The sequence below is a fragment of the Enterobacter sp. ECC-175 genome, assembly GCF_043968675.1.
Classification (GTDB): Bacteria; Pseudomonadota; Gammaproteobacteria; order Enterobacterales; family Enterobacteriaceae; genus Enterobacter.
In genome coordinates, this window is record NZ_CP143776.1 from 2,130,152 (window position 1) to 2,154,741 (window position 24,590).

A 24,590-nucleotide genomic window follows, 5' to 3' on the forward strand; every position below is an offset into this window, starting at 1 on the left:
AAAAAGTAGCAAAAAAGGAATGTATATAGAAGCTTTATATAGGTAATTAGATGCTTTATATAGGAATGGAATTTGCGTTGCAAAAAGAGTACATTGCTCGCACTAGCAATCCACGGAAGCGTTTCTATGTTCAGATTAGCACTTAGATCAGGGATGATTTTTGGTATTTTGATGCTGCTTTTTTACTCCAAGCAATTGTTTTAGCTGTTCTTATAAGTAATCCTTACTCAGGAGGGATTCGTGCTTCAATGGAACTTATGTACTTTTATTGCTGAATATATTGCCGCACGACGGCAAACGAAGCTGGAAGCGTTTGATAAAGACGCGGCAAAGCGTGACGCGGCGGATCGCGTAGCTCTGGCAGCTGAGCGCCGGGAGCTTGAGCTTCGCTATGAGCCGCAGACCTGGCTCACCGATGCAGCACGACGAGCCGGGCAGATTAGCCTGGTCACCCATGCGGCAAAGTTTACGCACGGGGATTCAAAAAGCAGCAGCCTGTACAGCGAAACGACGCAGAAAGAAGGCTATCTCAGCAGCGCGACATTGGACGATATAGACCCCGATGCCGTCGGGAACGCCGCGGCGCTGGACGTGGCAAAGCTGCTGCAAACCCGCGTTGAAGGGGATTCGCTTCTCGCCTGCCTCAAACGCGGCGAGCGTACCCCGCTTGCAGCCTTCACGGACGATGCGGCTCAGCTCGATGAATGGATTACCGGTTTTTCCCGCGCGCTCACGCCCGGTGAGCCCGCTTCGCACAAGCTGGCAAAGCAGAATTATTTCCCGGTGGGTGACGATTACCATCTCCTCAGCCCTCTCTTTGCCACCTCGCTGGTGCAGGCTTACCACCAGAAGATGCTCGCGTTTCGTTTTGGCGATGACATAAATGCCATCCGCAAAGCGCGGCGCGAGAAAACCTGGCATCCGCAGCCTCTTGTGCTCTTTCCTGACAGCGCTGAAATGCACTTTGGCGGGACCAAGCCGCAGAATATCTCCTATCTGAACAGCGTGCGCGGCGGGCGGGTCTGGCTGCTTTCGGCGCAGCCTCCGCAGTGGAAGCGTGCGGATAAACCCCCGGTAAATCTACGCTCGGTATTTACCGCTGGAGGCCAGTTTGACCGGCGGGCAAATGCGGCGGTACAGCGGCTGATAACGCTACTTACGCGCTCGAAGGACTACAACAACCGACACATCCGTGAATCACGCGATAAGTATATCGACGAGCTTATCGACCTGCTGTTTGTTGTCGTATCAGAACTGCAGCGTGAAGAATGGCAGGGCTGGACGCTCAGGTGCCCGACGCTGAAAACACACCAGCAGCTCTGGCTCGATCCGTGGAGAACGAAAACCGACGAGGCATTTCGCAAAGAGCGGGATAAAGACGACTGGCTGGAAGAGGTCGCCGCTGATTTTTCGATATGGCTGAACGCCCGCTTGCGGAAAGATTTACCCGACGTCGGAGCGGTAGAAAAACGGGAATGGGAGACACGCGAAAGGCTTCGCACCAACCTGCGTGAAATGGAAAAAATGATCCGGGAGGCGCTGAAATGAGCACGCTAATCCTCTTACGTCACGTGCGCGTGGAAAACGCCAACGCCGTTGCGGGCATCACATGGGGCTTTCCAGCCGTCACCCACTTTTTAGGCTTCACCCACGCCCTGTCGCGTATCCTGACGCAAACCCACGGGCTGACGCTGGAGGGCTGCGCCGTGGTGAGCCACGGGCACCAGCTCCACGCGCATACCTCTGGGCGCGAGTATCAGTTTGCCCTGACGCGCAACCCGCTGACGCGCGAGGGAAAAACAGCCTCCTTCAACGAAGAGGGCCGGATGCATATGACCGTCTCCCTGCTGCTGGAGTGCCACGGGGAAATCATTAACGGCGAATACGGGCAGCAGGCGCTGGCAGAGTTTCTGAAATCACGTTGCCCGACGCTGCGCCTGGCGGGCGGGATTATTGTCGACATTAAAGATATTTCGGTGATGGATAAGCCGACGACGGATGAAAAGCTGGCTTACCTGAAGTGGCAGCTGACGCCGGGCTTTGTCCTGCGCGATCGCAGCGCCTGGCTTGAGGAACATCACCAGAGCCTGCTTGAGGATAACCCGCAGGCCACCCTGCTGGACGCCTGGCTTGATTTTGCCGCCCTCAAGTTTCAGGCGGAAACCCCGGAAGAGGGGGAGATCCATGAGGGCGAACCTGCGGACTGGCAGCGCGTGCCAAAACCGCGGCCGGGCTATCTGGTTCCGCTGATGACGGGTTACCAGCGCATTTCTGAACTCTACGCCCCCGGCGCGGTGGCAAACGCCCGCGACGATCGGACGCCATTTGCCTTTACCGAAGCGGTGTACGGCGTGGGCGAGTGGTGTGGGCTGCATCGTATTTCGTCGCTGGAGGATATTTTCTGGCGCTACCGCACCACGGAAACCGGCTACTACTGCCAGGGCGCCGACGCGCCGCAGGCAGCAAAACAACATTCATAAAAAGGACTATCACATGGCAAAGGCTCCAACTGCCGTTAAAACGGCTTCTGTACTGGCATTCGAACGCAAGCTGGCAACCTCAGACGCGGTAATGTACGCGGGGAACTGGCAAGGAACCGACTGGCAGCCGATCCGGCTGCAGGAAAAGGCGGTGCGCGGAACGATTTCCAATCGGCTGAAAAATGCGCTCGTTAACGACCCAACCAGGCTGGATGCGGAAATCCAGAAAGCCAACCTGCAGCGCGTGGACGTGGCGGCGCTGCCGGCCGAGGCCGATACCCTCCAGGTGAGATTCACCCTGCGCGTGCTGGGCAACCTTTCTGTACCTTCGGTTTGTAACGATCGCACCTATCAGGATGCCCTGCAGCAGGTTATTGAAGGGTACATTGCCGAGCACGGCTTTAGCGCGCTGGCGCATCGCTATGCCACCAACCTGGCGAACGGTCGCTTCCTGTGGCGTAACCGCATTGGTGCAGAAAAAATTGAGATTACGGTCAAGAAGGGGAGCGAGACCTGGACGTTCAACGCGCATGACTATCCGCTGCGGGATTTCACCGCGCAGGATAAGGCGCTAAACGCGCTTTCGCAGGAAATTGAGAAAGGGCTGCGCGGTGAAAGCTTCGTCCTGCTGGAGGTGAGCGCTAACGTGCTGCTGGGCAAAGGGCAGGAGGTATTCCCGTCGCAGGAGCTGGTGCTCGACAGCAACAGCACCAGGAGCCGCCTGCTTTATCAGGTGGATAACGTGGCGGGAATGCACTCGCAGAAGATCGGCAACGCGGTCAGAACCATTGATACCTGGCATCCCCGCGTGGACGAACTCGGGGCGATTGCCGTGGAGCCCTACGGCTCAGTCACCAGCCGCGGTATCGCATGCCGCCAGCCGAAAGAGAAAATGGACTTCTACACGCTGCTTGATAACTGGGTGACAAAGGGGCAAAAGCCAGAAGTGGACCAGCAGCATTACGTGATGGCGATTTTGATCCGCGGCGGCGTGTTTGGCGAGAAGAGTGAATAAGGAGTCATGATGGATCACTACCTTGAGATCCACGTCCTGCCCGACCCGGAGTTCAGTGAAGAGGTGCTGATGGCGGCACTGTTTGCCAAACTTCACCGGGCGCTGGGTGCGCGGGGAAAGGGCGATATTGGCGTGAGCTTTCCGCTGCATAACCTTAAGCCGGGCACCTGCCTTCGTCTGCACGGGAGTGCACCGGCCCTGCAGGCGCTGGAGTCAACGTTGTGGCGAAAAGGGCTGACGGACTATTGCCATTGTACGGATATCTGCCCGGTTCCGGCGATAGCGCGCTGGCGCTGCGTGAGCCGCGTGCAGGTCAAAAGCAGCCCGGAGCGATTGCTGCGTCGTTCGGTCAAAAAAGGCTGGTTGACGGAGGAGGAGGCTCAACAGAGGCTGCCGGGCATGAGCCAACAGCAGACCGATTTGCCCTGGCTCAATTTGCGCAGCCTGTCCACGGGGCAGACGTTCCGGCTGTTTATCCGGCACGGCGAGATTGGTAGTTCGCCCGTTTCGGGGACGTTTTCCGCCTACGGCTTAAGTTCCACGGCAACCATCCCCTGGTTTTAACTGTGTCAGGATGTCTGCAAATCATATAAAAAAATAAGGCCGGGATTAACCCGGCCTTATTTAATATTCATCTGCCTTTACAGGCGAAAACAATTAGCGACTACGGAAGACAATGCGGCCTTTGCTCAGGTCGTACGGGGTCAGTTCAACAGTCACTTTGTCGCCCGTCAAAATGCGGATATAGTTTTTGCGCATTTTACCGGAGATGTGCGCAGTTACCACGTGACCGTTTTCCAGCTCTACGCGAAACATGGTGTTAGGCAACGTATCAAGTACGGTACCCTGCATTTCAATATTGTCTTCTTTGGCCATCTAATCCTCTGGGGTATCACTACCAAGTTTTGAACCGGCAAGATAATGCCGAAATTCATCAATTAAGTAAAGAATTGCGCGATTAAAACGCAGCAAAACAGTTTCAGCGCATTGCCCAAGCGTCACGCTACAACCGAACAGGAAGCGCATTCGTAAAGGGGAGACGACAGGATAAACGTCAGGACGTTATCTGAAGCGGGGGTCCCAAACGGCGGCGGGGCAACAGGCAGAAGCTACTCTGCGGCGTAATTATAACACCCTCATAAAAAATGTGCGGAAAACATTTAGGCTTTGGGCATAAAGAGCGTGCGTGGGATCCAAAAATCGTGCGCAAGCGTCTCATGACGATAGCTGTCCAGATGCTCAATGTAGCTGCGGCGCGAAATTTCAACGGCGCCGAGCGACGCGGTATGCTCATTAAGGACCTGGCAATCCAGCAGCTTACCACCGCGTTCAGCAAACTCTTTGCAGAACACCAGCAGCGCGGTTTTAGACGCGTTAACGGCGCGGGAAAACATTGACTCGCCGCAGAACAAGGTACCCTGCGCAACGCCATACATTCCGCCCACTAGCTTATTCTTATCCCACACCTCTATCGAATGCGCATAGCCAAGCTCGTGCAGACGCTCATAGGCGATAACAATCTCACGGGTGATCCAGGTGCCTTCATGGCGGTCGCTGGCGCAGCCTTCGATCACCTGGCTGAACGCATGGTTGAGGGTCACGCGATAGGGAGATTTAGCATGAAACCGCTTCATGCTGCGGCTGAGGTGAAACGCCGTTGGCCACAGCACCGCGCGCGGGTCGGGTGACCACCATAAAATAGGATCGCCCGGGGAAAACCACGGGAAAATTCCGCGCTGATAGGCCATTAACAGCCGCGCTGGGCTGAGATCGCCGCCCAGCGCCAGCAGACCGTTGGGCTCACGAAGCGCCCCCTCAGGTGAGGGGAACGCAATATTATGACGAGAGAGCTGGACCAGGCGCATGACGGCGAAACTCCACTACGCGAGTTGGGATCGGTTCAAATATAGCTTACAGACGCTGTTTAAACTGATAGTAGCGACCCTGTTTTGCCATCAATTCAGAATGATTACCTTGCTCAATAATGTGCCCGTTGTCCATCACAATTATTTGGTCGAAATTCGCCAGGCCGCGCAGGCGGTGCGTTACCATCAGCACCGTTTTTCCGGACGTCACGTTAGCCAGTAAATCAAGGATTTGGCTTTCGGTGGTCGCATCAAGCCCTTCTGTAGGCTCGTCCAGCAGCATCAGCGGAGCATTGTGCAGCAGCGCGCGGGCAATCGCCAGACGGCGCAGCTCCCCGCCGGAAAGCTGACGACCGCCTTCGCCGAGCCAGCTGTTTAACCCGTCGTCTTCCAGAAGCTTATGCAGGCCGACCTGCTTCAGCGCCCCGCAAAGCTGGTCATCTGTCGCTTCCGGTGCGGCAAGCAGCAGGTTGTCGCGCAGCGTGGCGCTGAAAAGATGTACGCGCTGCGGCACGACGCTGACGGTTTTGCGCAGCGCATCTTCGCTGAAATCGGTCAGCGCGATGCCGTTAAAGCGGATCTCGCCGCGCTGCGGATCCCACGCGCGGGTCAGCAGCTGAAGCAGCGTTGATTTTCCGCAGCCTGTACGGCCGAGGATTGCCACGCGCTGGCCTGCGCCTACGGAGAGGTCGATCTCTTCCAGCGCGTTCTGCGCCTGCGGGCTATAGGCGAAGGTTATTCCGCTGAGGGTGAGCGTGACCTGTTCAGGAACAGGCGTTTGCGCAGCGGAAAAGGTCACTTCCGGATCCTGCTCCGCAATCTGCGTTATGCGCAGGGCGGAGGCAATAACCTGCCCAAGATGCTGGAATGCCCCGGTGACGGGGGCCAGCGCTTCAAAGGCGGCCAGCGCGCAGAAGACAAAGAGGGCAATAAGCGGGCCCGGCTGGGCGTGACTGCCTACGCCGCCGGAGGCCATCCAAAGCATAGCTACAACGGCAATGCCGCCGATCAGCATCATCAGCGCCTGGGATAGCGCGGTCAGCTCGGACTGGCGGCGCTGGGCTTCGTGCCAGTTCAGCTCGGTATTTTCCATTTGGGCGCGATAGCGGCTGCTGGCACCAAAGAGGGTCAGCTCGGCCTGACCCTGAAGCCAGGAGGTGAGCTGCTGCCGGTAATCGCCACGCAGGCGCGTCAGGTTCTCTCCGGCAGATTTCCCCGCCCGATAAAACAGCGGCGGCAGGGCGATGAGCGTAAGCAGCATAATGCCGCCCAGCGTCAGCGCGAGCGTAACATCCAGCGCGCAAAGCCCCAGCGTAACCACCACGATGACCACGAACGCGCCTATCAGCGGGGAGATCACCCGCAGGTAGAGGTGGTCCAGGGTGTCGACATCCGCCACCACGCGGTTGAGCAATTCGCCCTGACGAAAGCGCGCCAGTCCGGCAGGGGAGAGGGGGAGCAGCTTGCTGAACGTGTAAATTCGCAGGTGCTGAAGCACGCGGAAGGTGGCATCGTGGCTCACCAGGCGTTCAAAGTAGCGTCCGGCGGTGCGGGCAATCGCAGTGCCGCGCACGCCCGCTGCGGGAAGCATATAGTTAAAGCTGTAGAGCCCCGCGAAGCCCGCAACGGCAGAGGCGGATAAGAACCAGCCGGACAGCGTCAGCAGGCCGATGCTGGCCAGCAGGGTAACGATGGCGAGCACAATCCCCAGCGTAAGCATCCATTTGTGGCGCTTGTAAAGCGCCAGATACGGTAACAGAGCGCGCATCAGATATCCTCCTGACGATTCGCCAGCAGGGCGGCAAACTGCCCCTGCGCGGCAACAAGCGAGGCATAATCGCCTTGCTCGACGATTTGACCGTTTTCCATCACCCAGATCCGATCCCAGTCGGCAAGTCCTTCCAGCTGGTGGGTGACCATCAGCGTCGTTTGCTGCCGCGAGGCGGCGTTAAGCGCGTCCATGACGCGCTGCTCGCTGTGCGCGTCAAGGCTGGCAGCCGGTTCATCCAGCAGCATCAGCTGGCACGGGTTGAGCAGGGCGCGAGCCACCGCAACGCGCTGGGCCTGACCGACGGACAGGCCAGCGGACTGATCGCCCACGATGGTATCCACGCCCTGCGGGAGCAGCGGCAGAAACTCGCTGACCCAGGCGCGGTCAAGCACCGACTTCAGCTCGTCATTGCTGGCGTCCGGGCGTGCCAGAAGCACGTTTTCACGAAGCGTCGCAGCGGGGAGCTGAGGGTTCTGTCCCACCCAGCTGAGCTGCTTGCGCCAGGCGTCAGGATCGAGATCGCTCAGCTCCGTTTTGTTCACCTGAAGGGAGCCGGTGTAGGCCATGAAGCCAGATAGGGCATTAAGCAGCGAGCTTTTACCGGACCCGCTGGTGCCAACCACCACGACGCGCTGCCCGGCTGGGAGGGTAAAGTTAAGCGGACCCGCAAGCACTTTCCCTTCCGGTGACAGGACCGAAAAATCACGCGCTTCGATAGCGACAGCTTCATTTGCATTCAGCGTAACGTCACCGCGTTCAGGATGCGCCAGCGGCGTCTCCATGAAGGTTTTCAGGCTGTCGGCTGCGCCTACGGCCTGGGCTTTTGCATGGTAGAAGGTGCCGAGATCGCGAAGAGGCTGGAAAAACTCCGGGGCCAGGATCAGCGCCAGGAAACCGGCTGACAGCGTCACCGCCGTACCATAGTGTCCGAAGTCCAGCGCGCCAAGATAGGAAAAGCCGAAATAAACCGCCACCAGCGCGATCGACAATGAGGTGAAAAACTCAAGCACGCCGGAGGACAGAAATGCCAGGCGGAGCACTTCCATGGTGCGCTGGCGGAAGTCCTGTGACGCCCGGCGGATGTTTTCGGTCTCGGCTTCGCCCCGGCCAAAAATACGCAGCGTTTCCATCCCGCGAAGGCGATCGAGGAAGTGGCCGCTCAGGCGGCTCAGCGCCAGAAAGTTTCGGCGGTTGGCGTCCGCCGCGCCCATGCCGACCATCGCCATAAACAGCGGGATGAGGGGAGCGGTGCCCAGCAAAATCAGCGCGGCGACCCAGTTGACGGGAAAAATCGTCACGACGATCAGCAGCGGCACGCACACCGCCAGCGCCATCTGCGGGAGATAGCGCGCGTAGTAGTCGTGCATATCGTCAATTTGTTCAAGGATCAGCGTCGCCCAGCTCCCGGCGGGTTTTCCCTGAATCCACGCAGGCCCAGCCTCCTGAAGGCGGTCAAGCACCTGGCGGCGTATTTCGTAGCGGATGTGCTGCCCAGCGTGAAAGCCGACCCGCTCGCGCAGCCAAACGACCCAGGCGCGTAAAATGAAGACCAGCACCAGGACGATAAACGGCAGCAGGAGCGCCTCGCGGGGAATGTTCTCCATGATCATGTGGTGAAGAATGCGGGCCAGCAGCCATGCCTGGGCAACAATCAACAGGCCGCTGATAAGCCCCAGAATACGGGAAATATTCAGCCAGCGGCGGGAAATAACGCTTTGCTGTTTAAGCCAGCGTGTTAGCTCTTGTTGACGGGTCTTTTCCATTGCGTACTTTGCAGGTGACGTTATTAGAAATTGGGCAGCGCAATGTTACAACGGAGAGACAATAAAGGCGACTTATCGCCGCCTTTATTTACGTTTGTTACTGACTTGTAAAGATTATTTACGTTGTTCAGCCAGTCCATCAAGGTAGCGCTCAGCGTCCAGCGCGGCCATACAGCCCGTGCCGGCAGAGGTGATCGCCTGACGGTAAATATGGTCCATGACGTCGCCCGCGGCGAAGACGCCCGGGATGCTGGTCTGGGTTGCATTGCCGTGAATGCCGGACTGTACCTTAATGTAGCCGTTTTCCAGCTCCAGCTGGCCGTCGAAGATGGCGGTGTTTGGGCTGTGACCGATGGCCACGAACAGACCCGCAACGTCCAGCGTCTCGACGTTATCGGTGTTCTGTGTATCACGGATACGCAGTCCTGCAACGCCCATCTGATCGCCCGTCACTTCTTCAAGCGTACGGTTGGTGTGCAGCACGATGTTGCCGCTCGCCACTTTATCCATCAGGCGTTTGATCAGAATTTTCTCCGCGCGGAACGTCTCGCGGCGGTGGATCAGGTGCACTTCAGAGGCGATGTTCGCCAGGTAAAGCGCTTCTTCCACGGCGGTATTACCGCCGCCGATGACCGCGACCTTCTGATTACGGTAGAAGAAACCGTCGCAGGTTGCGCAGGCAGAGACGCCGCGGCCTTTAAACGCTTCTTCGGAAGGCAGGCCCAGATAGCGAGCGGATGCGCCGGTCGCAATAATCAGCGCGTCGCAGGTGTACTCACCGCTGTCGCCCGTCAGGCGGAACGGTCGATTCTGGAGGTCCACCTTACTAATGTGGTCGAACAGAATTTCGGTCTCGAACTTAGCGGCATGCTCGTGCATGCGCTCCATCAGCAGCGGCCCGGTCAGGTCGTTCGGATCGCCTGGCCAGTTTTCCACTTCGGTGGTGGTGGTCAGCTGACCGCCTTTTTCCATGCCGGTGATGAGTACCGGTTGCAGGTTAGCGCGTGCAGCATAGACCGCCGCGGTGTATCCCGCAGGTCCAGAACCAAGGATTAGCAGCTTACTGTGTTTGGCCGTGCCCATGAGATCCCCATTGTTGTTGGCAGACAGTTGGCAGGATTGTAGGGAATTTGTTGTCGTAAAAAAAGAGCACAGCAATTTTGATATCGATGTGTGTAATAGCCTGCGTCGATGAGCCGGGCGCTATAACATAACGTCTTCTACTGAAAACCGGTCGATTATAAGGCAATAAAATGAGGATTAATCCTCGGGCGTAATGAATATCCGGCATGTTGTACTAAAAATCGATGTTTTGCTTTGACAATCCCCTGCGCTTTTGCGAAAACATTGAAGGAAGAAAAAAATACCGCGTTAAGCGTGTGCCGCATAAGCATGCACGTAAATGCCATTTTTACCGTGTCAGTGAAATCTACGCATGGCGTGGACAGACGCCATGCGTGATGTCGGTGACGGCTTTAGTGCAACGGTCTTCTTACCACAGAACCCGAATCCGCATTGCGTCTAAAACATAACCAGGCAATGTGATGACTAACGGGGACGGCTCTGAACAGTGATGTGCACAGGGTCCAGGCAGGAGTAGGGAAGGAATACAGAGAGACAATAATAATGGTAGATAGCAAGAAGCGCCCTGGCAAAGATCTCGACCGTATCGATCGTAACATTCTTAATGAATTGCAAAAGGATGGGCGTATTTCCAACGTCGAGCTTTCAAAACGTGTGGGACTTTCTCCGACGCCGTGCCTTGAGCGCGTGCGCCGACTGGAAAGACAGGGTTTTATTCAGGGCTACACGGCTCTGCTGAACCCGCATTATCTGGATGCCTCACTTCTGGTATTTGTTGAGATTACTCTGAATCGTGGCGCGCCGGATGTGTTTGAGCAATTTAACTCCGCTGTACAAAAACTTGAAGAAATTCAAGAGTGTCATTTGGTTTCGGGCGATTTCGACTACCTGCTGAAAACGCGTGTGCCAGACATGTCCGCCTATCGTAAGCTGCTGGGTGAAACCTTGCTGCGTCTGCCGGGCGTAAATGACACCCGTACTTACGTGGTGATGGAAGAGGTCAAACAGAGCAATCGTCTGGTAATTAAGACGCGCTAACACGGAACAGGTGCAAAATCAGTGTAGTTTGATTACACTCCTGTTAATCCATACAGCAACAGTGCCGGGGATACCCGGCGCTGTTGTCCGTTTTAGCAAACAGGCAGGGTATGCCTGATACCTGGAGAGCCTTTCTTGAGCCAGGAATACACTGAAGACAAAGAAGTCACATTATCTAAGCTAAGCAGCGGACGTCGTCTCCTTGAGGCGTTGCTGATCGTTGTTGCCCTTTTTGCCGTCTGGCTGATGGCAGCCTTACTCAGTTTTAATCCTTCCGATCCAAGCTGGTCACAAACCGCATGGCATGAGCCTATACATAATTTAGGCGGCACGCCCGGCGCCTGGCTTGCGGATACTCTCTTTTTCATTTTCGGTGTGATGGCCTACACCCTTCCCGTCATTATCATTGGCGGATGCTGGTTCGCCTGGCGTCATCGGCAGAATGATGACTACATCGATTACTTCGCGGTTTCGCTGCGCCTGATTGGCGCGTTAGCGTTGATTCTGACCTCCTGCGGGCTGGCGGCAATTAACGCCGATGATATCTGGTATTTCGCCTCCGGTGGCGTTATCGGCAGCCTGTTGAGCACCGCGCTGCAGCCGATGCTGCACAGCAGCGGCGGAACGCTTACGCTGCTTTGCATATGGGCCGCGGGCCTGACGCTTTTCACCGGCTGGTCATGGGTGAGTATTGCTGAAAAAATCGGCAGCTTTATCCTCACTCTCCTGACGTTTGCCAGCAACCGCACCCGCCGTGATGACACGTGGGTTGATGAAGACGAATACGAAGATGAGTATGAAGATGACGATGCGCCCGTTGAGCACCGTGAATCTCGTCGTGCGCGCATTTTGCGCGGCGCGCTCGCGCGCCGCAAACGCGTAGCTGAAAAATTTGCTAACCCGCTTGGGCGTAAAACCGATGCGGCACTCTTCTCCGGCAAACGCATGGATGAAGACGAACAGGTTGAATATCGCGCGGCGGGGGCACCGGTCGATCCTGATGACGTATTGTTCTCAGGCAGCCGTGCTACGCCGGGGGATTACGATGAATACGATCCGCTGCTAAACGGTCATTCGGTTACCGAGCCAGTTGCGGCAGCGGCAGCGGCGACAACCGCGGCGCAGGCGTATGCCGCACCGGCCGAAGCGACTATGCACTCAGCCTCGGTTCCTGCCCCGGAATCGGTTGTGCAGCAGCCGCAGGTTGACTGGCAGACCGCGCCTGGCGTGCATACGCCGGAGCCGACCATCTCACCAGAGCCGGCAAGCTATGCCCCTGTTCAACAGCCTGTTCAGCATGAGCAGTGGCAGCAGCCCTATCAGCCGGAACCTGTCTATGAGCCTGAGCCTTATCAGCAGCCTGTCGCACAGCCGCATCAGGCGTATGTGCCTGAACATCCGGTAGAACCGGTACAGCCTGCGGTTGAGCCTCAGCCTGAGCCGGTGGAAGAGGTTAAACCGGCTCGTCCACCGCTGTACTATTTTGAAGAAGTCGAAGAGCGACGCGCCCGCGAGCGCGAGCAGCTCGCGGCCTGGTATCAGCCCGTGCCAGAACCCGTGCAGGAGCCGGCTGTGCCGACGCCTTCTGCTGCCGTCCCTTCCGTTGACACAACGCCTGCCGTTGCGCCCGTTGCCGAGAGCATTAAGCAGGCGACGGCCGCAGCCGCCGCGTCTACGCCGGTCTTTAGCCTGGCAGCAGGCGGAGCGCCGCGTCCTCAGGTGAAAGAAGGGATTGGCCCACAGCTGCCGCGTCCAAATCGCGTTCGCGTGCCAACCCGCCGCGAGCTGGCGTCCTACGGCATCAAGCTGCCTTCCCAGCGCATGGCGGAAGAAAAAGCGCGTGAGCCCGAGTACGAAGATGACGCGGACGAAATGCATCAGGACGAGCTGGCGCGCCAGTTCGCTGCCCAGCAGAATCAGCGCTATGGCGAGGAGTACCAGCACGACGTGCAGGTTCAGGAAGACGAAGACGACGCCGCTGAAGCGGAACTCGCGCGTCAGTTTGCGGCAACCCAGCAGCAGCGCTATTCCGGCGAACAGCCTGCTGGTGCGAATCCGTTCTCGCTGTCTGATTTTGAATTTTCACCGATGAAAGATCTGGTGGACGATGGCCCAAGCGAACCGCTCTTTACGCCGAGCGTAATGCCCGAGGTTGAGCCCGCTCGCCAGCCGCCAGCACCTGCGCCGCAGGCTTACGCCCCGCAGCAGCCTGCTCCGCAAGCTTATGCGCCGCAGCCCGCTCAGCAGACGTATGCGCAACCGCAGCAGCCTCAACAGGCACCGCAGTTCCAGCAGCCCGCGCCGGCGCAGCAGGAAAGCCTAATTCACCCGCTGCTGATGCGTAACGGCGATAGCCGTCCGCTCCAGCGTCCGAGCACGCCGCTACCGTCGCTGGACCTGCTCACGCCGCCACCGTCTGAAGTTGAGCCGGTAGATACCTTTGCGCTGGAACAGATGGCGCGCCTGGTGGAAGCGCGTCTGGCCGATTTCCGCATTAAGGCGGACGTGGTTAACTACTCGCCTGGTCCGGTCATTACGCGTTTCGAGCTTAATCTGGCACCTGGCGTAAAAGCCGCGCGTATTTCTAACCTGTCCCGCGATCTGGCGCGCTCATTGTCGACCGTTGCCGTGCGTGTGGTAGAGGTTATTCCGGGCAAGCCGTACGTTGGCCTCGAGCTGCCGAACAAGAAGCGCCAAACCGTTTACCTGCGCGAAGTGCTGGATAACACCAAGTTCCGCGATAACCCGTCTCCGCTGACCGTGGTGCTGGGCAAAGATATCGCGGGCGATCCGGTAGTTGCCGATCTGGCGAAGATGCCGCACCTGCTGGTCGCCGGTACAACGGGTTCCGGTAAATCCGTCGGCGTGAACGCCATGATCCTCAGCATGCTCTACAAAGCGCAGCCGGAAGACGTGCGCTTCATTATGATCGACCCGAAAATGCTCGAACTGTCGGTCTACGAAGGCATTCCACACCTGCTGACGGAAGTTGTGACCGACATGAAGGATGCTGCCAACGCCCTGCGCTGGAGCGTCAACGAAATGGAGCGTCGCTACAAGCTGATGTCAGCGCTGGGCGTGCGTAATCTTGCCGGTTATAACGAGAAAATTGCCGAAGCCATGCGCATGGGGCGCCCAATCCCCGATCCTTACTGGAAGCCGGGTGACAGCATGGATGCCCAGCATCCGGTGCTGGAAAAACTGCCTTACATCGTGGTGCTGGTGGATGAATTTGCCGACCTGATGATGACCGTCGGTAAGAAAGTGGAAGAGCTGATTGCCCGTCTGGCGCAGAAAGCGCGTGCGGCCGGTATTCACCTCGTCCTCGCGACGCAGCGTCCTTCTGTAGACGTCATTACCGGTCTTATTAAGGCAAACATCCCGACGCGTATCGCGTTTACCGTATCGAGTAAAATTGACTCCCGCACCATTCTCGATCAGGGCGGCGCGGAATCGCTGCTGGGTATGGGGGATATGCTTTATTCCGGCCCGAACTCCACGTCGCCGGTTCGCGTTCACGGCGCGTTCGTCCGTGATGAGGAAGTTCATGCCGTGGTCCAGGACTGGAAGGCGCGCGGGCGTCCGCAGTACGTTGATGGCATCACTAACGATACCGAAAGCGAAGGCGGCGGCGGTGGTTTTGACGGCGGCGAAGAGCTCGATCCGTTATTCGACCAGGCGGTTAACTTCGTGACCGAGAAGCGTAAAGCCTCTATCTCGGGCGTGCAGCGTCAGTTCCGCATCGGCTACAACCGAGCGGCGCGCATCATCGAGCAGATGGAAGCCCAGGGCATCGTGAGCGAGCAGGGGCACAACGGTAACCGCGAGGTGCTGGCTCCGCCGCCGTTTGAGTGATGGTCCCAGTAATGCAAAGAAGGGTAAATCAGTAAAAATTAGGCATTTTCTTCTGTCGCCTGCTTCCGGGCAGGTCCAGAATAGAACACGGAAACCCCCATATCGGGATGACGTATTTTAAGGAATAACAATGAAAAAAATCGCAATCGCCTGTGCATTACTCACCAGTTTTGTTGCCAGCGGCGTCTGGGCTGATGCAGCCAGCGACCTTAAAAGCCGACTGGATAAGGTGAGCAGCTTCCACGCCAGCTTCACGCAAAAGGTGACTGACGGCAGCGGCAATGCGGTGCAGGAAGGTCAGGGTGACCTATGGGTCAAACGTCCGAATCTGTTTAACTGGCATATGACCCAGCCTGATGAAAGTATTCTGGTTTCAGACGGTAAAACCCTGTGGTTCTTCAACCCGTTCGTAGAGCAAGCGACCGCGACCTGGCTGAAAGATGCTACCAGCAACACGCCGTTCATGCTGATCGCCCGTAACCAGACGAGCGACTGGCAGCAGTACAACATCAAGCAAAACGGCGATGAGTTTGTTCTGACGCCAAAAGGCAGCAACGGCAACCTGAAGCAGTTCACCATTAACGTGAGCAGCAACGGTACGATCAATCAGTTCGGTGCGGTTGAGCAGGACGACCAGCGCAGCAGCTATCAGCTCAAGTCCCAGCAAAACGGCGCTGTCGACGCATCGAAATTCACCTTTACCCCGCCGCAGGGCGTAACGGTGGACGACCAACGTAAGTAAGAGGCGTGAGTGAGCAACCTTTCGCTCGATTTTTCAGATAATGCGTTTCAACCTCTGGCCGCCCGTATGCGGCCAGAAAATTTAGCGCAGTATATTGGCCAGCAGCATTTGCTGGCTGCGGGTAAACCTTTGCCGCGCGCCATCGAGGCCGGGCATCTCCACTCCATGATCCTCTGGGGGCCGCCGGGCACCGGTAAAACGACCCTGGCGGAGGTGATTGCCCGCTATGCGAATGCGGACGTCGAGCGTATTTCTGCGGTCACGTCTGGCGTGAAAGAGATACGCGAAGCCATTGAGCGCGCCCGGCAAAACCGTAACGCGGGGCGCCGCACCATCCTGTTTGTCGACGAAGTTCACCGCTTCAACAAAAGCCAGCAGGACGCTTTTCTGCCGCATATTGAAGACGGTACGATTTTCTTCATCGGTGCCACCACTGAAAACCCCTCCTTTGAACTGAATTCGGCGCTGCTTTCCCGCGCGCGCGTTTATCTGCTTAAATCGCTGACGACTGAGGACATCGAAAAGGTTCTCCTCCAGGCGATGGAGGATAACGCGCGGGGCTACGGCGGTCAGGATATTGTGTTGCCGGACGACACCCGCCGCGCAATTGCCGAGCTGGTTAACGGCGACGCGCGTCGGGCGCTCAACACGCTGGAGATGATGGCCGATATGGCCGAAGTCGACGACGCCGGAAAGCGCGTGCTGAAGCCTGAGCTGCTCACTGAAATCGCGGGCGAGCGTAGCGCGCGGTTTGATAACAAAGGCGATCGTTTTTACGACCTCATTTCGGCGCTGCACAAGTCCGTGCGGGGCAGCGCGCCGGATGCGGCCCTCTACTGGTATGCGCGGATCATCACGGCAGGAGGCGATCCGCTGTACGTTGCGCGTCGCCTGCTGGCCATCGCTTCGGAAGATGTGGGCAATGCCGACCCGCGTGCCATGCAGGTCGCGATTTCAGCATGGGACTGTTTTACCCGGGTTGGCCCAGCCGAGGGCGAACGTGCGATTGCGCAGGCGATTGTCTATCTTGCCTGCGCGCCGAAAAGTAATGCTGTTTATACCGCGTTTAAGGCCGCGATGTCCGATGCGCGCGAACGCCCGGACTACGACGTGCCGGTTCACCTTCGTAACGCGCCAACCAAACTCATGAAAGAGATGGGCTACGGCCAGGAATACCGTTATGCCCATGATGAGCCGAACGCCTACGCCGCCGGTGAAGAGTACTTCCCGCAGGAAATGGCACAAACGCGCTATTATCATCCCACCAACAGAGGCCTTGAAGGTAAGATTGGCGAAAAGCTCGCCTGGCTCACCGGACAGGATCAAAATAGCCCTATAAAACGCTACCGTTAGGGCTATCGTTGCGGTAATGTTGGCGTAGTATCCCTGTGACCGCAGGCTGTGGTCACATTTCCTATTTTAATTCGATAAGCACAGGATAAGCATGCTCGATCCCAATCTGCTGCGTAACGAGCCAGACGCAGTCGCTGAAAAACTGGCACGCCGAGGCTTTAAGCTGGATGTAGATAAGCTGCGCGCTCTTGAAGAGCGTCGTAAAGTTCTGCAGGTACAAACTGAAAATCTGCAGGCAGAGCGTAACTCTCGATCGAAATCCATCGGCCAGGCGAAAGCGCGCGGGGAAGATATTGAGCCATTACGCCTGGAAGTGAACAAACTGGGTGAAGAACTGGATCAGGCAAAAGCTGAGCTGGATGTTCTTCAGGCCGAGATTCGTGATATTGCCCTGGCTATCCCGAATATTCCTGACGACAGCGTGCCTGTCGGCAAAGATGAAAACGACAACGTTGAAGTGAAGCGCTGGGGCACGCCTCGCGAGTTCGACTTTGAGGTTCGCGATCACGTGACGCTGGGCGAAATGCACGCGGGCCTGGACTTTGCGGCAGCGGTTAAGCTGACCGGCTCCCGTTTTGTGGTGATGAAAGGCCAGATTGCCCATCTGCACCGCGCGCTGGCGCAGTTCATGCTGGATCTGCACACCGAGCAGCATGGCTACAGCGAAACCTACGTGCCGTATCTGGTCAACCACGATACGCTGTACGGTACGGGTCAGCTGCCGAAATTCGCCGGCGACCTGTTCCATACCCGTCCGCTGGACGAGGAAGCAGACAGCAGCAACTACGCGCTGATCCCAACCGCTGAAGTGCCGCTAACTAACCTCGTGCGTGATGAGATCATCGATGAAGACGACCTGCCAATTAAGCTGACGGCACACTCTCCGTGCTTCCGCTCTGAAGCAGGGTCTTACGGTCGTGATACCCGCGGGCTGATCCGCATGCACCAGTTCGATAAAGTCGAAATGGTTCAGATTGTGCGTCCTGAAGAGTCCATGGATGCGCTGGAAGAGATGACCGGCCACGCTGAGAAAGTGCTGGAGCTGCTGGGCCTGCCGTACCGTCGTATGGCGCTGTGCACCGGTGATATGGGCTTTGGCGCCTGCAAAACCTTTGACCTGGAAGTTTGGGTTCCAGCGCAGAACACCTACCGTGAAATCTCTTCCTGCTCTAACGTCTGGGATTTCCAGGCGCGCCGCATGCAGGCTCGCTGCCGCAGCAAGTCTGACAAGAAAACCCGCCTGGTACACACCCTGAACGGTTCCGGCTTGGCTGTAGGCCGCACGCTGGTTGCCGTAATGGAAAACTATCAGCAGGCTGACGGGCGTATCGAAATCCCTGAAGTGCTGCGCCCGTACATGAAGGGTCAGCAGTTCATCGGATAAGATTTGCCTAATTCAAAAAAAGCGCCTTCGGGCGCTTTTTTTATGCCCAGGCTTTGATGCGAAGCAATAACCCCTCACTCTAAAGTAGTAATACTCCCTCACACATAATTAGCACGATATATTGTGAACGAATTTATTCGTTATATATAAAACTATATAGCGGCATGCGCCGCCTGATTATTTCTCTGTGAGCAATCAAAGTGAGTCTATATGAAAATCAACGCGCCTGATGCGTTACTGGCTGCTGAGGTGAGCCGTCGCGGGCTAGTAAAAACGACCGCGATTGGCGGCCTGGCAGTAGCCAGCAGCGCATTCTCATTGCCTTTTTCACGCATGGCGTCCGCTGCGGAGGCCATTGCCCCGACGGCCCCGGAAAATGTTGTCTGGAGCGCCTGCACCGTTAACTGCGGTAGCCGCTGCCCGCTGCGTATGCACGTGGTGGACGGTGAGATTAAGTATGTAGAAACCGACAACACCGGGGATGATAACTACGAAGGGTTACATCAGGTTCGCGCCTGTCTGCGCGGCCGCTCCATGCGCCGTCGCGTCTATAATCCGGACCGTCTGAAATATCCGATGAAGCGCGTTGGAAAACGCGGCGAAGGCAAGTTCGAACGCATCAGCTGGGATGAGGCTTACGATATTATCGCCAGCAATATGCAGCGCCTGATTAAAGACTACGGCAACGAGTCCATCTACCTGAACTACGGCACAGGCACGCTAGGCGGCACGTTGACCCGCTCCTGGCCGCCGGGGAAAACCCTGATTGCTCGCCTGATGAACTGCTGCGGCGGTTATCTCAACCACTACGGCGATTACTCCACCGCGCAGATTGCGGCAGGACTGAACTACACCTACGGCGGCTGGGCTGACGGCAACAGCCCGTCCGATATCGAAAACAGCCGGCTCGTCGTGCTGTTCGGTAACAACCCGGGCGAAACGCGCATGAGCGGCGGCGGCGTGACCTATTACGTCGAGCAGGCGCGTGAAAAATCTAACGCCAAAATGATCATCATCGATCCGCGCTACACCGATACCGGTGCCGGGCGCGAAGACGAGTGGATCCCGATTCGTCCCGGAACCGATGCGGCGCTGATCTCCGCGCTGGCGTGGGTGATGATTAACGAAAACCTCGTCGACCAGCCTTTCCTCGATAAATACTGCGTAGGCTACGACGAGAAAACGCTCCCGGAAGGCGCTCCGGCCAACGGCCACTATAAGGCTTATATTCTGGGGCAGGGCAGTGACGGCGTTGCCAAGACGCCTGAATGGGCATCTGCCATTACCGGCATTCCGCAGGCGCGCATCGTTAAGCTGGCGCGTGAAATCGCGGGCGCTAAGCCGGCGTTCATTTCGCAGGGGTGGGGCCCGCAGCGTCACGCAAACGGCGAGCTGGTGTCCCGCGCTATCTCCATGCTGGCGATCCTGACCGGCAACGTGGGCATTCACGGCGGCAACTCCGGCGCGCGCGAAGGCTCCTACTCACTGCCGTTCGAGCGCATGCCGACGCTGGACAACCCGGTGCAGACCAGCATCTCCATGTTCATGTGGACCGACGCCATTGAGCGCGGCCCGGAAATGACCGCGACTCGCGACGGCGTGCGCGGTAAAGATAAGCTGGACGTGCCGATTAAGATGATCTGGAACTATGCCGGGAACTGCCTCATTAACCAGCATTCCCAGATCAACCGCACCCACGAGATCCTCCAGGACGACAAGAAATGCGAGATGATCGTGGTGATTGACTGCCACATGACGTCGTCAGCCAAATACGCCGATATCCTGCTGCCGGACTGTACGGCTTCAGAGCAGATGGACTTCGCCCTGGACGCATCCTGCGGCAACATGTCCTACGTGATTTTTGCCGACCAGGCAATCAAGCCGCGCTTTGAATGCAAAACCATCTATGAGATGACGACGCAGATTGCGAAGCGGATGGGCGTTGCGGAGAAATTTACCGAAGGCCGCACCCAGGAAGGCTGGATGCGCCATCTGTATGAACAGTCCCGCAAAGCGATTCCTGAGCTGCTGCCGTTTGATGAATTCCGCAAGGCCGGAATGTTCAAACAGCGCGATCCGGAAGGGCACCACGTGGCGTATAAAGCGTTCCGTGAAGATCCGGTTGCCAACCCGCTGACCACGCCGTCCGGCAAAATTGAAATCTACTCGACTCAGCTGGCAGAGATTGCGGCGACGTGGGAGCTGGAAAAAGGGGACGTTATCGATCCGCTGCCGGTGTATAGCCCTGGCTTCGAAAACTATGACGATCCGCAGAGCAAAGACTATCCGCTTCAGCTGACGGGCTTCCACTACAAGGCGCGCACGCACTCCACCTACGGCAACGTCGACGTGCTGAAGGCCGCCTGCCGTCAGGAGATGTGGATTAACCCGGTGGACGCGCAGAAGCGCGGGATCGCCAACGGCGATCGTATCCGTATTTTCAACAGTCGTGGCGAGGTACACATCGAAGCGAAAGTGACGCCGCGCATCCTGCCGGGGGTTGTTGCCCTTGGGGAGGGCGCCTGGTACAACCCGGATTCGAACGGGATCGATCAGGCTGGCTGCATTAACGTGTTGACCACGCAGCGCCCGTCGCCGCTGGCGAAAGGCAACCCGTCCCACAGTAACCTGGTTCAGGTTGAGAAGGCGTAAGGAGTAACCGATGACAACCCAGTATGGATTTTTTATTGATTCCAGCCGTTGCACCGGGTGCAAAACCTGCGAGCTGGCCTGCAAGGACTACAAGGACTTAACCCCGGACGTCAGCTTCCGCCGTATTTACGAATACGCGGGGGGCGACTGGCAGGAGGACAACGGCGTCTGGCATCAGAACGTCTTTGCCTATTACCTGTCGATTGCCTGCAACCACTGCGAAGACCCGGCCTGCACCAAGGTCTGCCCGAGCGGCGCAATGCACAAGCGCGAGGACGGTTTTGTGGTGGTGGACGAGGACGTCTGCATCGGCTGCCGCTACTGCCACATGGCCTGCCCGTACGGCGCGCCGCAGTATAACGCCGCCAAAGGCCACATGACCAAGTGCGACGGCTGCCATACCCGCGTCGCCGACGGCAAAAAGCCGATCTGCGTCGAGTCCTGCCCGCTGCGCGCGCTGGACTTCGGCCCGATTGATGAGCTGCGTCAAAAGCACGGCCAGCTGGCGGCGGTTGCGCCGCTGCCGTCCGCGCACTTTACGAAGCCAAGCATTGTGATTAAACCTAACGCCAATAGCCGTCCGACGGGGGACACCACCGGCTACCTGGCAAACCCGAAGGAGGTGTGAGATGGGAAGTGGATGGCATGAATGGCCGCTGATGATCTTCACGGTCTTTGGGCAGTGCGTGGCGGGCGGGTTTATTGTTCTCGCGCTGGCGCTGTTAAAGGGTAACCTCTCTGCCAGCCAGCAGCAGCGCCTGGTGCTGAGCATGTTTGGCCTGTGGGTGCTGATGGGAATTGGGTTTATCGCCTCTACGCTGCACCTCGGCTCGCCGATGCGCGCATTTAACTCGCTGAACCGCGTCGGGGCCTCGTCGCTCAGCAACGAGATTGCCAGCGGGGCGATCTTCTTCGCCGTCGGCGGTCTCGGCTGGCTGCTGGCTGCGCTGAACAAGCTGCCTTCAGGATTGCGCAGCCTGTGGCTTATCGTCACGATGGTTCTGGGCGTGGTGTTCGTGTGGATGATGGTGCGGGTGTATAACACCATCGATACGGTGCCAACCTGGTACAGCGTCTGGACGCCGATGAGCTTCTTCCTGACGATGTTTATCGGCGGGCCGCTGCTCGGCTTTCTGCTGCTGCGCGTGGCGGGCGTAGACGGCTGGGCGATGCGTTTGCTTCCGGCGGTATCCCTGCTGGCGCTGGTCGTCAGTGCCGTCGTGGCGCTGATGCAGGGTGCGGAGCTTGCCACGATCCACAGCTCCATTCAGCAGGCCTCCGCTCTGGTGCCGGATTATGGCTCCCTCATGGCGTGGCGCGTCGTGCTGCTTACCGTTGCGCTGGTGTGCTGGATTGCCCCACAGCTTAAGGGCTACCAGCCCGCGCTGCCGCTCTTATCGCTGGCGTTTGTGCTGGTATTAGCAGGGGAGCTAATCGGTCGCGGCGTGTTCTATGGTCTGCATATGACGGTCGGCATGGCTATCGCCAGCTAAAGCTGATTTTTTATTATATAAAGCCGGGACTTAATGCCCGGCTTTTCTTTTTTTAATCATGAAATTTTTCGACTGATGTCCAAAAAGCATTTTCACCATAAACAAATAAAAACAATCAGATAATAAATATCGATCGCAACCGCTCCGTTAGCAGGATGAGTTTTTTAAATCGACGAGGCGCATATCGTGCGTAGCGCCTGAAGCGGTGGATTGACTTTGTTTTTGCCGGTGGCATGATGCGCACGAAATCTGAACTTCCTCACGGTTTTTAATCCATGACTACCTATACCCGGCCAGTGCTGCTGTTGCTCTGTGGCCTACTTTTGCTGACGCTGGCGATCGCGGTGTTAAACACGCTCGTCCCGCTGTGGCTTGCCCATGAAAACTTACCGACCTGGCAGGTGGGTATGGTTAGCTCATCCTTTTTTACCGGCAATCTTCTTGGCACATTATTAACCGGCAGCCTGATCAAGCGTTTCGGCTTTAACCGCAGCTATTATTTTGCGTCATTACTTTTCGCCGCGGGATGCGCCGGTTTAGGGCTGATGGTGGGCTTCTGGAGCTGGATGGCCTGGCGCTTTATCGCGGGCGTGGGCTGCGCGATGATCTGGGTCGTGGTCGAAAGCGCCCTGATGTGCAGCGGTACTTCCCGCAACCGCGGTCGCCTGCTGGCGGCCTATATGATGGTCTACTATATTGGCACCGTCCTGGGCCAGCTGATGGTCAGCAAGCTGCCAACCGACCTGATGAGCGTTCTGCCGTGGGTCACGGGCATGGTGCTGGCCGCGATCCTGCCGCTGCTTTTCACGCGGATTGTGAACCAGAACAGCGAGCATCAGGAAGCCACGCACGTCTGGCCGATGCTCAGACTGCGCCAGGCGCGTCTTGGTGTAAACGGCTGTATCATCTCCGGGATCGTACTGGGCTCTCTCTATGGCCTGATGCCACTCTATCTTAACCATCAGGGCGTCAGCGATTCCGGCATCGGCTTCTGGATGGCGGTAATGGTCAGCGCCGGCATTGTCGGCCAATGGCCGATTGGTCGCCTGGCCGATCGCTTTGGTCGCCTGCTGGTGCTGCGCGTGCAGGTCTTTGTGGTGATCATGGGATGCCTGGCAATGCTTAGCAATGCCGCCATGGCTCCCGCGCTGTTTATCCTGGGGGCGGCGGGCTTCACGCTCTATCCGGTTGCGATGGCCTGGGCCTGTGAGAAAGTTGAGCATCACCAGCTGGTGGCGATGAACCAGGCGCTGCTGTTGAGCTACACCATCGGCAGCCTGCTCGGACCCACGTTTACCTCAGTGTTAATGCAGAACTATTCCGACAATCTTCTGTTTATCATGATTGCCAGCGTGTCGTTTATCTATCTCCTGATGCTGCTGCGAAAAGCGGGCGAGCATCCGACGCCTGTGGCACATGCCTGATGAAATAAAAGCCCGTTAATGACGGGCTTTTTTGTCCACATCACATATAAGACTTTTACGCATTGTTTGTTTTACCCGCCAGGCGATAATTCAAATGAGTTCTACCACTAAAAGGCAACAATCATGTCTAAAGGTCGTTTTTCCACTACCGCGCTTGCCGTAGTGTTGTCTTTAACGTTTGCAACGGCTCCGGTCATGGCTAATCCTGGAAACGGGAATGGCGGTGGACACGGAAACGGTGGCGGACAAAATAATGGCGCAAATCATGGTAACGGGAACTCGGGTAACCATGGTAATAAGCAAAATAGCGGTCATGAAAACCCTGGAAAATCAGATAAGAGCTTTAAAAACGGCAAAGAGGTCAGTAATGATGTCGATGCTCGCGTTAGCTTCGATCGTGCCCGACACCTCGCACTGAATTACGGCCTAACGGGATATGATTCTCTGCCTCCGGGTATTGCGAAAAACCTCGCACGCGGTAAACCACTTCCTCCGGGTATTGCCAAGAAGGCCGTGCCAGCCTCCATGCTCGGCCAGCTCCCATCCTATCCGGGTTATGAATGGCGCGTAGTGGGTGACGATTTGGTACTTATTGCGCTGAGTACGGCGATTGTGACCACTATTATTAACGGTGTCTTTAAATAGAATAAAAAACGCCCGGTTATTATACCG

The 24,590-nt window shown here is 57.3% G+C and carries 19 protein-coding genes; 14 read left to right on the plus strand and 5 right to left on the minus strand.

Annotation, left to right across the window (positions count from 1 at the left end):
- Positions 1-240 precede the first annotated feature (240 nt).
- The 4 genes from csy1 to cas6f are packed head-to-tail and all read left to right on the plus strand — an operon-like array spanning position 241 to position 4,059.
- Entirely contained in the window at positions 241-1,548 is a 1,308-nt protein-coding gene (csy1, locus tag V1599_RS10045; RefSeq protein WP_395301480.1) for a type I-F CRISPR-associated protein Csy1, read from the plus strand.
- Complete coding sequence (csy2, locus tag V1599_RS10050) at positions 1,545-2,480, plus strand: type I-F CRISPR-associated protein Csy2 (protein ID WP_395301481.1); 936 nt, start codon at positions 1,545-1,547, stop codon at positions 2,478-2,480. The genes csy1 and csy2 overlap by 4 nt, the downstream gene beginning before the upstream one ends.
- 13 nt (positions 2,481-2,493) lie before the next feature.
- A complete protein-coding gene (csy3, locus tag V1599_RS10055) occupies positions 2,494-3,495 on the plus strand; it encodes a type I-F CRISPR-associated protein Csy3 (protein WP_395301482.1) in 1,002 nt (333 codons plus the stop codon).
- A gap of 9 nt (positions 3,496-3,504) precedes the next feature.
- Positions 3,505-4,059, plus strand: coding sequence for a type I-F CRISPR-associated endoribonuclease Cas6/Csy4 (gene cas6f / locus V1599_RS10060; protein ID WP_395301570.1), 555 nt, complete (start codon positions 3,505-3,507; stop codon positions 4,057-4,059).
- Positions 4,060-4,152: 93 nt separating this feature from the next.
- Here the strand turns inward: cas6f and infA are convergent, their stop codons facing one another.
- From infA to trxB, 5 genes are all read right to left on the minus strand, one after another.
- Positions 4,153-4,371: a translation initiation factor IF-1 gene (gene infA / locus V1599_RS10065; RefSeq protein ID WP_002211347.1), complete on the minus strand. Its 219-nt coding sequence runs from the start codon at positions 4,369-4,371 to the stop codon at positions 4,153-4,155.
- A gap of 284 nt (positions 4,372-4,655) precedes the next feature.
- A complete protein-coding gene (gene aat / locus V1599_RS10070; protein ID WP_395301483.1) occupies positions 4,656-5,360 on the minus strand; it encodes a leucyl/phenylalanyl-tRNA--protein transferase in 705 nt (234 codons plus the stop codon).
- Positions 5,361-5,406: 46 nt separating this feature from the next.
- The gene (gene cydC, locus V1599_RS10075) at positions 5,407-7,128 is read right to left on the minus strand and encodes a cysteine/glutathione ABC transporter ATP-binding protein/permease CydC (protein WP_395301484.1); all 1,722 of its coding nucleotides are present in this window, start codon (positions 7,126-7,128) and stop codon (positions 5,407-5,409) included.
- Positions 7,128-8,894: a cysteine/glutathione ABC transporter permease/ATP-binding protein CydD gene (gene cydD / locus V1599_RS10080; protein ID WP_395301485.1), complete on the minus strand. Its 1,767-nt coding sequence runs from the start codon at positions 8,892-8,894 to the stop codon at positions 7,128-7,130. Before cydD ends, cydC begins: the two co-directional genes overlap by 1 nt.
- A 114-nt stretch (positions 8,895-9,008) precedes the next feature.
- Positions 9,009-9,977, minus strand: coding sequence for a thioredoxin-disulfide reductase (gene trxB, locus V1599_RS10085; protein WP_112012297.1), 969 nt, complete (start codon positions 9,975-9,977; stop codon positions 9,009-9,011).
- A gap of 543 nt (positions 9,978-10,520) precedes the next feature.
- On the opposite strand from trxB, the gene lrp reads away from it, so the two are divergent.
- The 10 genes from lrp (at position 10,521) to V1599_RS10135 (ending at position 24,563) form a co-directional block, all read left to right on the plus strand.
- Entirely contained in the window at positions 10,521-11,015 is a 495-nt protein-coding gene (lrp, locus tag V1599_RS10090; RefSeq protein ID WP_002439523.1) for a leucine-responsive transcriptional regulator Lrp, read from the plus strand.
- A 135-nt stretch (positions 11,016-11,150) separates the two neighbouring features.
- Positions 11,151-14,870, plus strand: coding sequence for a DNA translocase FtsK (gene ftsK / locus V1599_RS10095; protein ID WP_395301486.1), 3,720 nt, complete (start codon positions 11,151-11,153; stop codon positions 14,868-14,870).
- Positions 14,871-15,000: 130 nt separating this feature from the next.
- Positions 15,001-15,612 carry an outer membrane lipoprotein chaperone LolA gene (gene lolA, locus V1599_RS10100; protein WP_112012301.1) on the plus strand — a complete coding sequence of 204 codons (612 nt, stop codon included), beginning with the start codon at positions 15,001-15,003 and terminating at the stop codon, positions 15,610-15,612.
- Positions 15,613-15,621: 9 nt separating this feature from the next.
- Positions 15,622-16,965, plus strand: a complete 1,344-nt coding sequence (gene rarA, locus V1599_RS10105) for a replication-associated recombination protein RarA (protein ID WP_112012302.1) — start codon at positions 15,622-15,624, stop codon at positions 16,963-16,965.
- A gap of 91 nt (positions 16,966-17,056) precedes the next feature.
- Complete coding sequence (gene serS, locus V1599_RS10110) at positions 17,057-18,349, plus strand: serine--tRNA ligase (protein ID WP_112012303.1); 1,293 nt, start codon at positions 17,057-17,059, stop codon at positions 18,347-18,349.
- A 210-nt stretch (positions 18,350-18,559) separates the two neighbouring features.
- Positions 18,560-21,001, plus strand: coding sequence for a dimethylsulfoxide reductase subunit A (dmsA, locus tag V1599_RS10115; RefSeq protein WP_395301487.1), 2,442 nt, complete (start codon positions 18,560-18,562; stop codon positions 20,999-21,001).
- 10 nt (positions 21,002-21,011) lie between these two features.
- The gene (locus V1599_RS10120; RefSeq protein WP_032639247.1) at positions 21,012-21,629 is read left to right on the plus strand and encodes a DMSO/selenate family reductase complex B subunit; all 618 of its coding nucleotides are present in this window, start codon (positions 21,012-21,014) and stop codon (positions 21,627-21,629) included.
- 1 nt (position 21,630) lies between these two features.
- Positions 21,631-22,494: a dimethyl sulfoxide reductase anchor subunit family protein gene (locus tag V1599_RS10125; protein ID WP_395301488.1), complete on the plus strand. Its 864-nt coding sequence runs from the start codon at positions 21,631-21,633 to the stop codon at positions 22,492-22,494.
- A 275-nt stretch (positions 22,495-22,769) separates the two neighbouring features.
- Positions 22,770-23,918, plus strand: coding sequence for an MFS transporter (locus V1599_RS10130; RefSeq protein ID WP_112009198.1), 1,149 nt, complete (start codon positions 22,770-22,772; stop codon positions 23,916-23,918).
- A 123-nt stretch (positions 23,919-24,041) separates the two neighbouring features.
- The gene (locus V1599_RS10135; protein WP_395301489.1) at positions 24,042-24,563 is read left to right on the plus strand and encodes an anti-virulence regulator CigR family protein; all 522 of its coding nucleotides are present in this window, start codon (positions 24,042-24,044) and stop codon (positions 24,561-24,563) included.
- Positions 24,564-24,590: the final 27 nt, after the last annotated feature.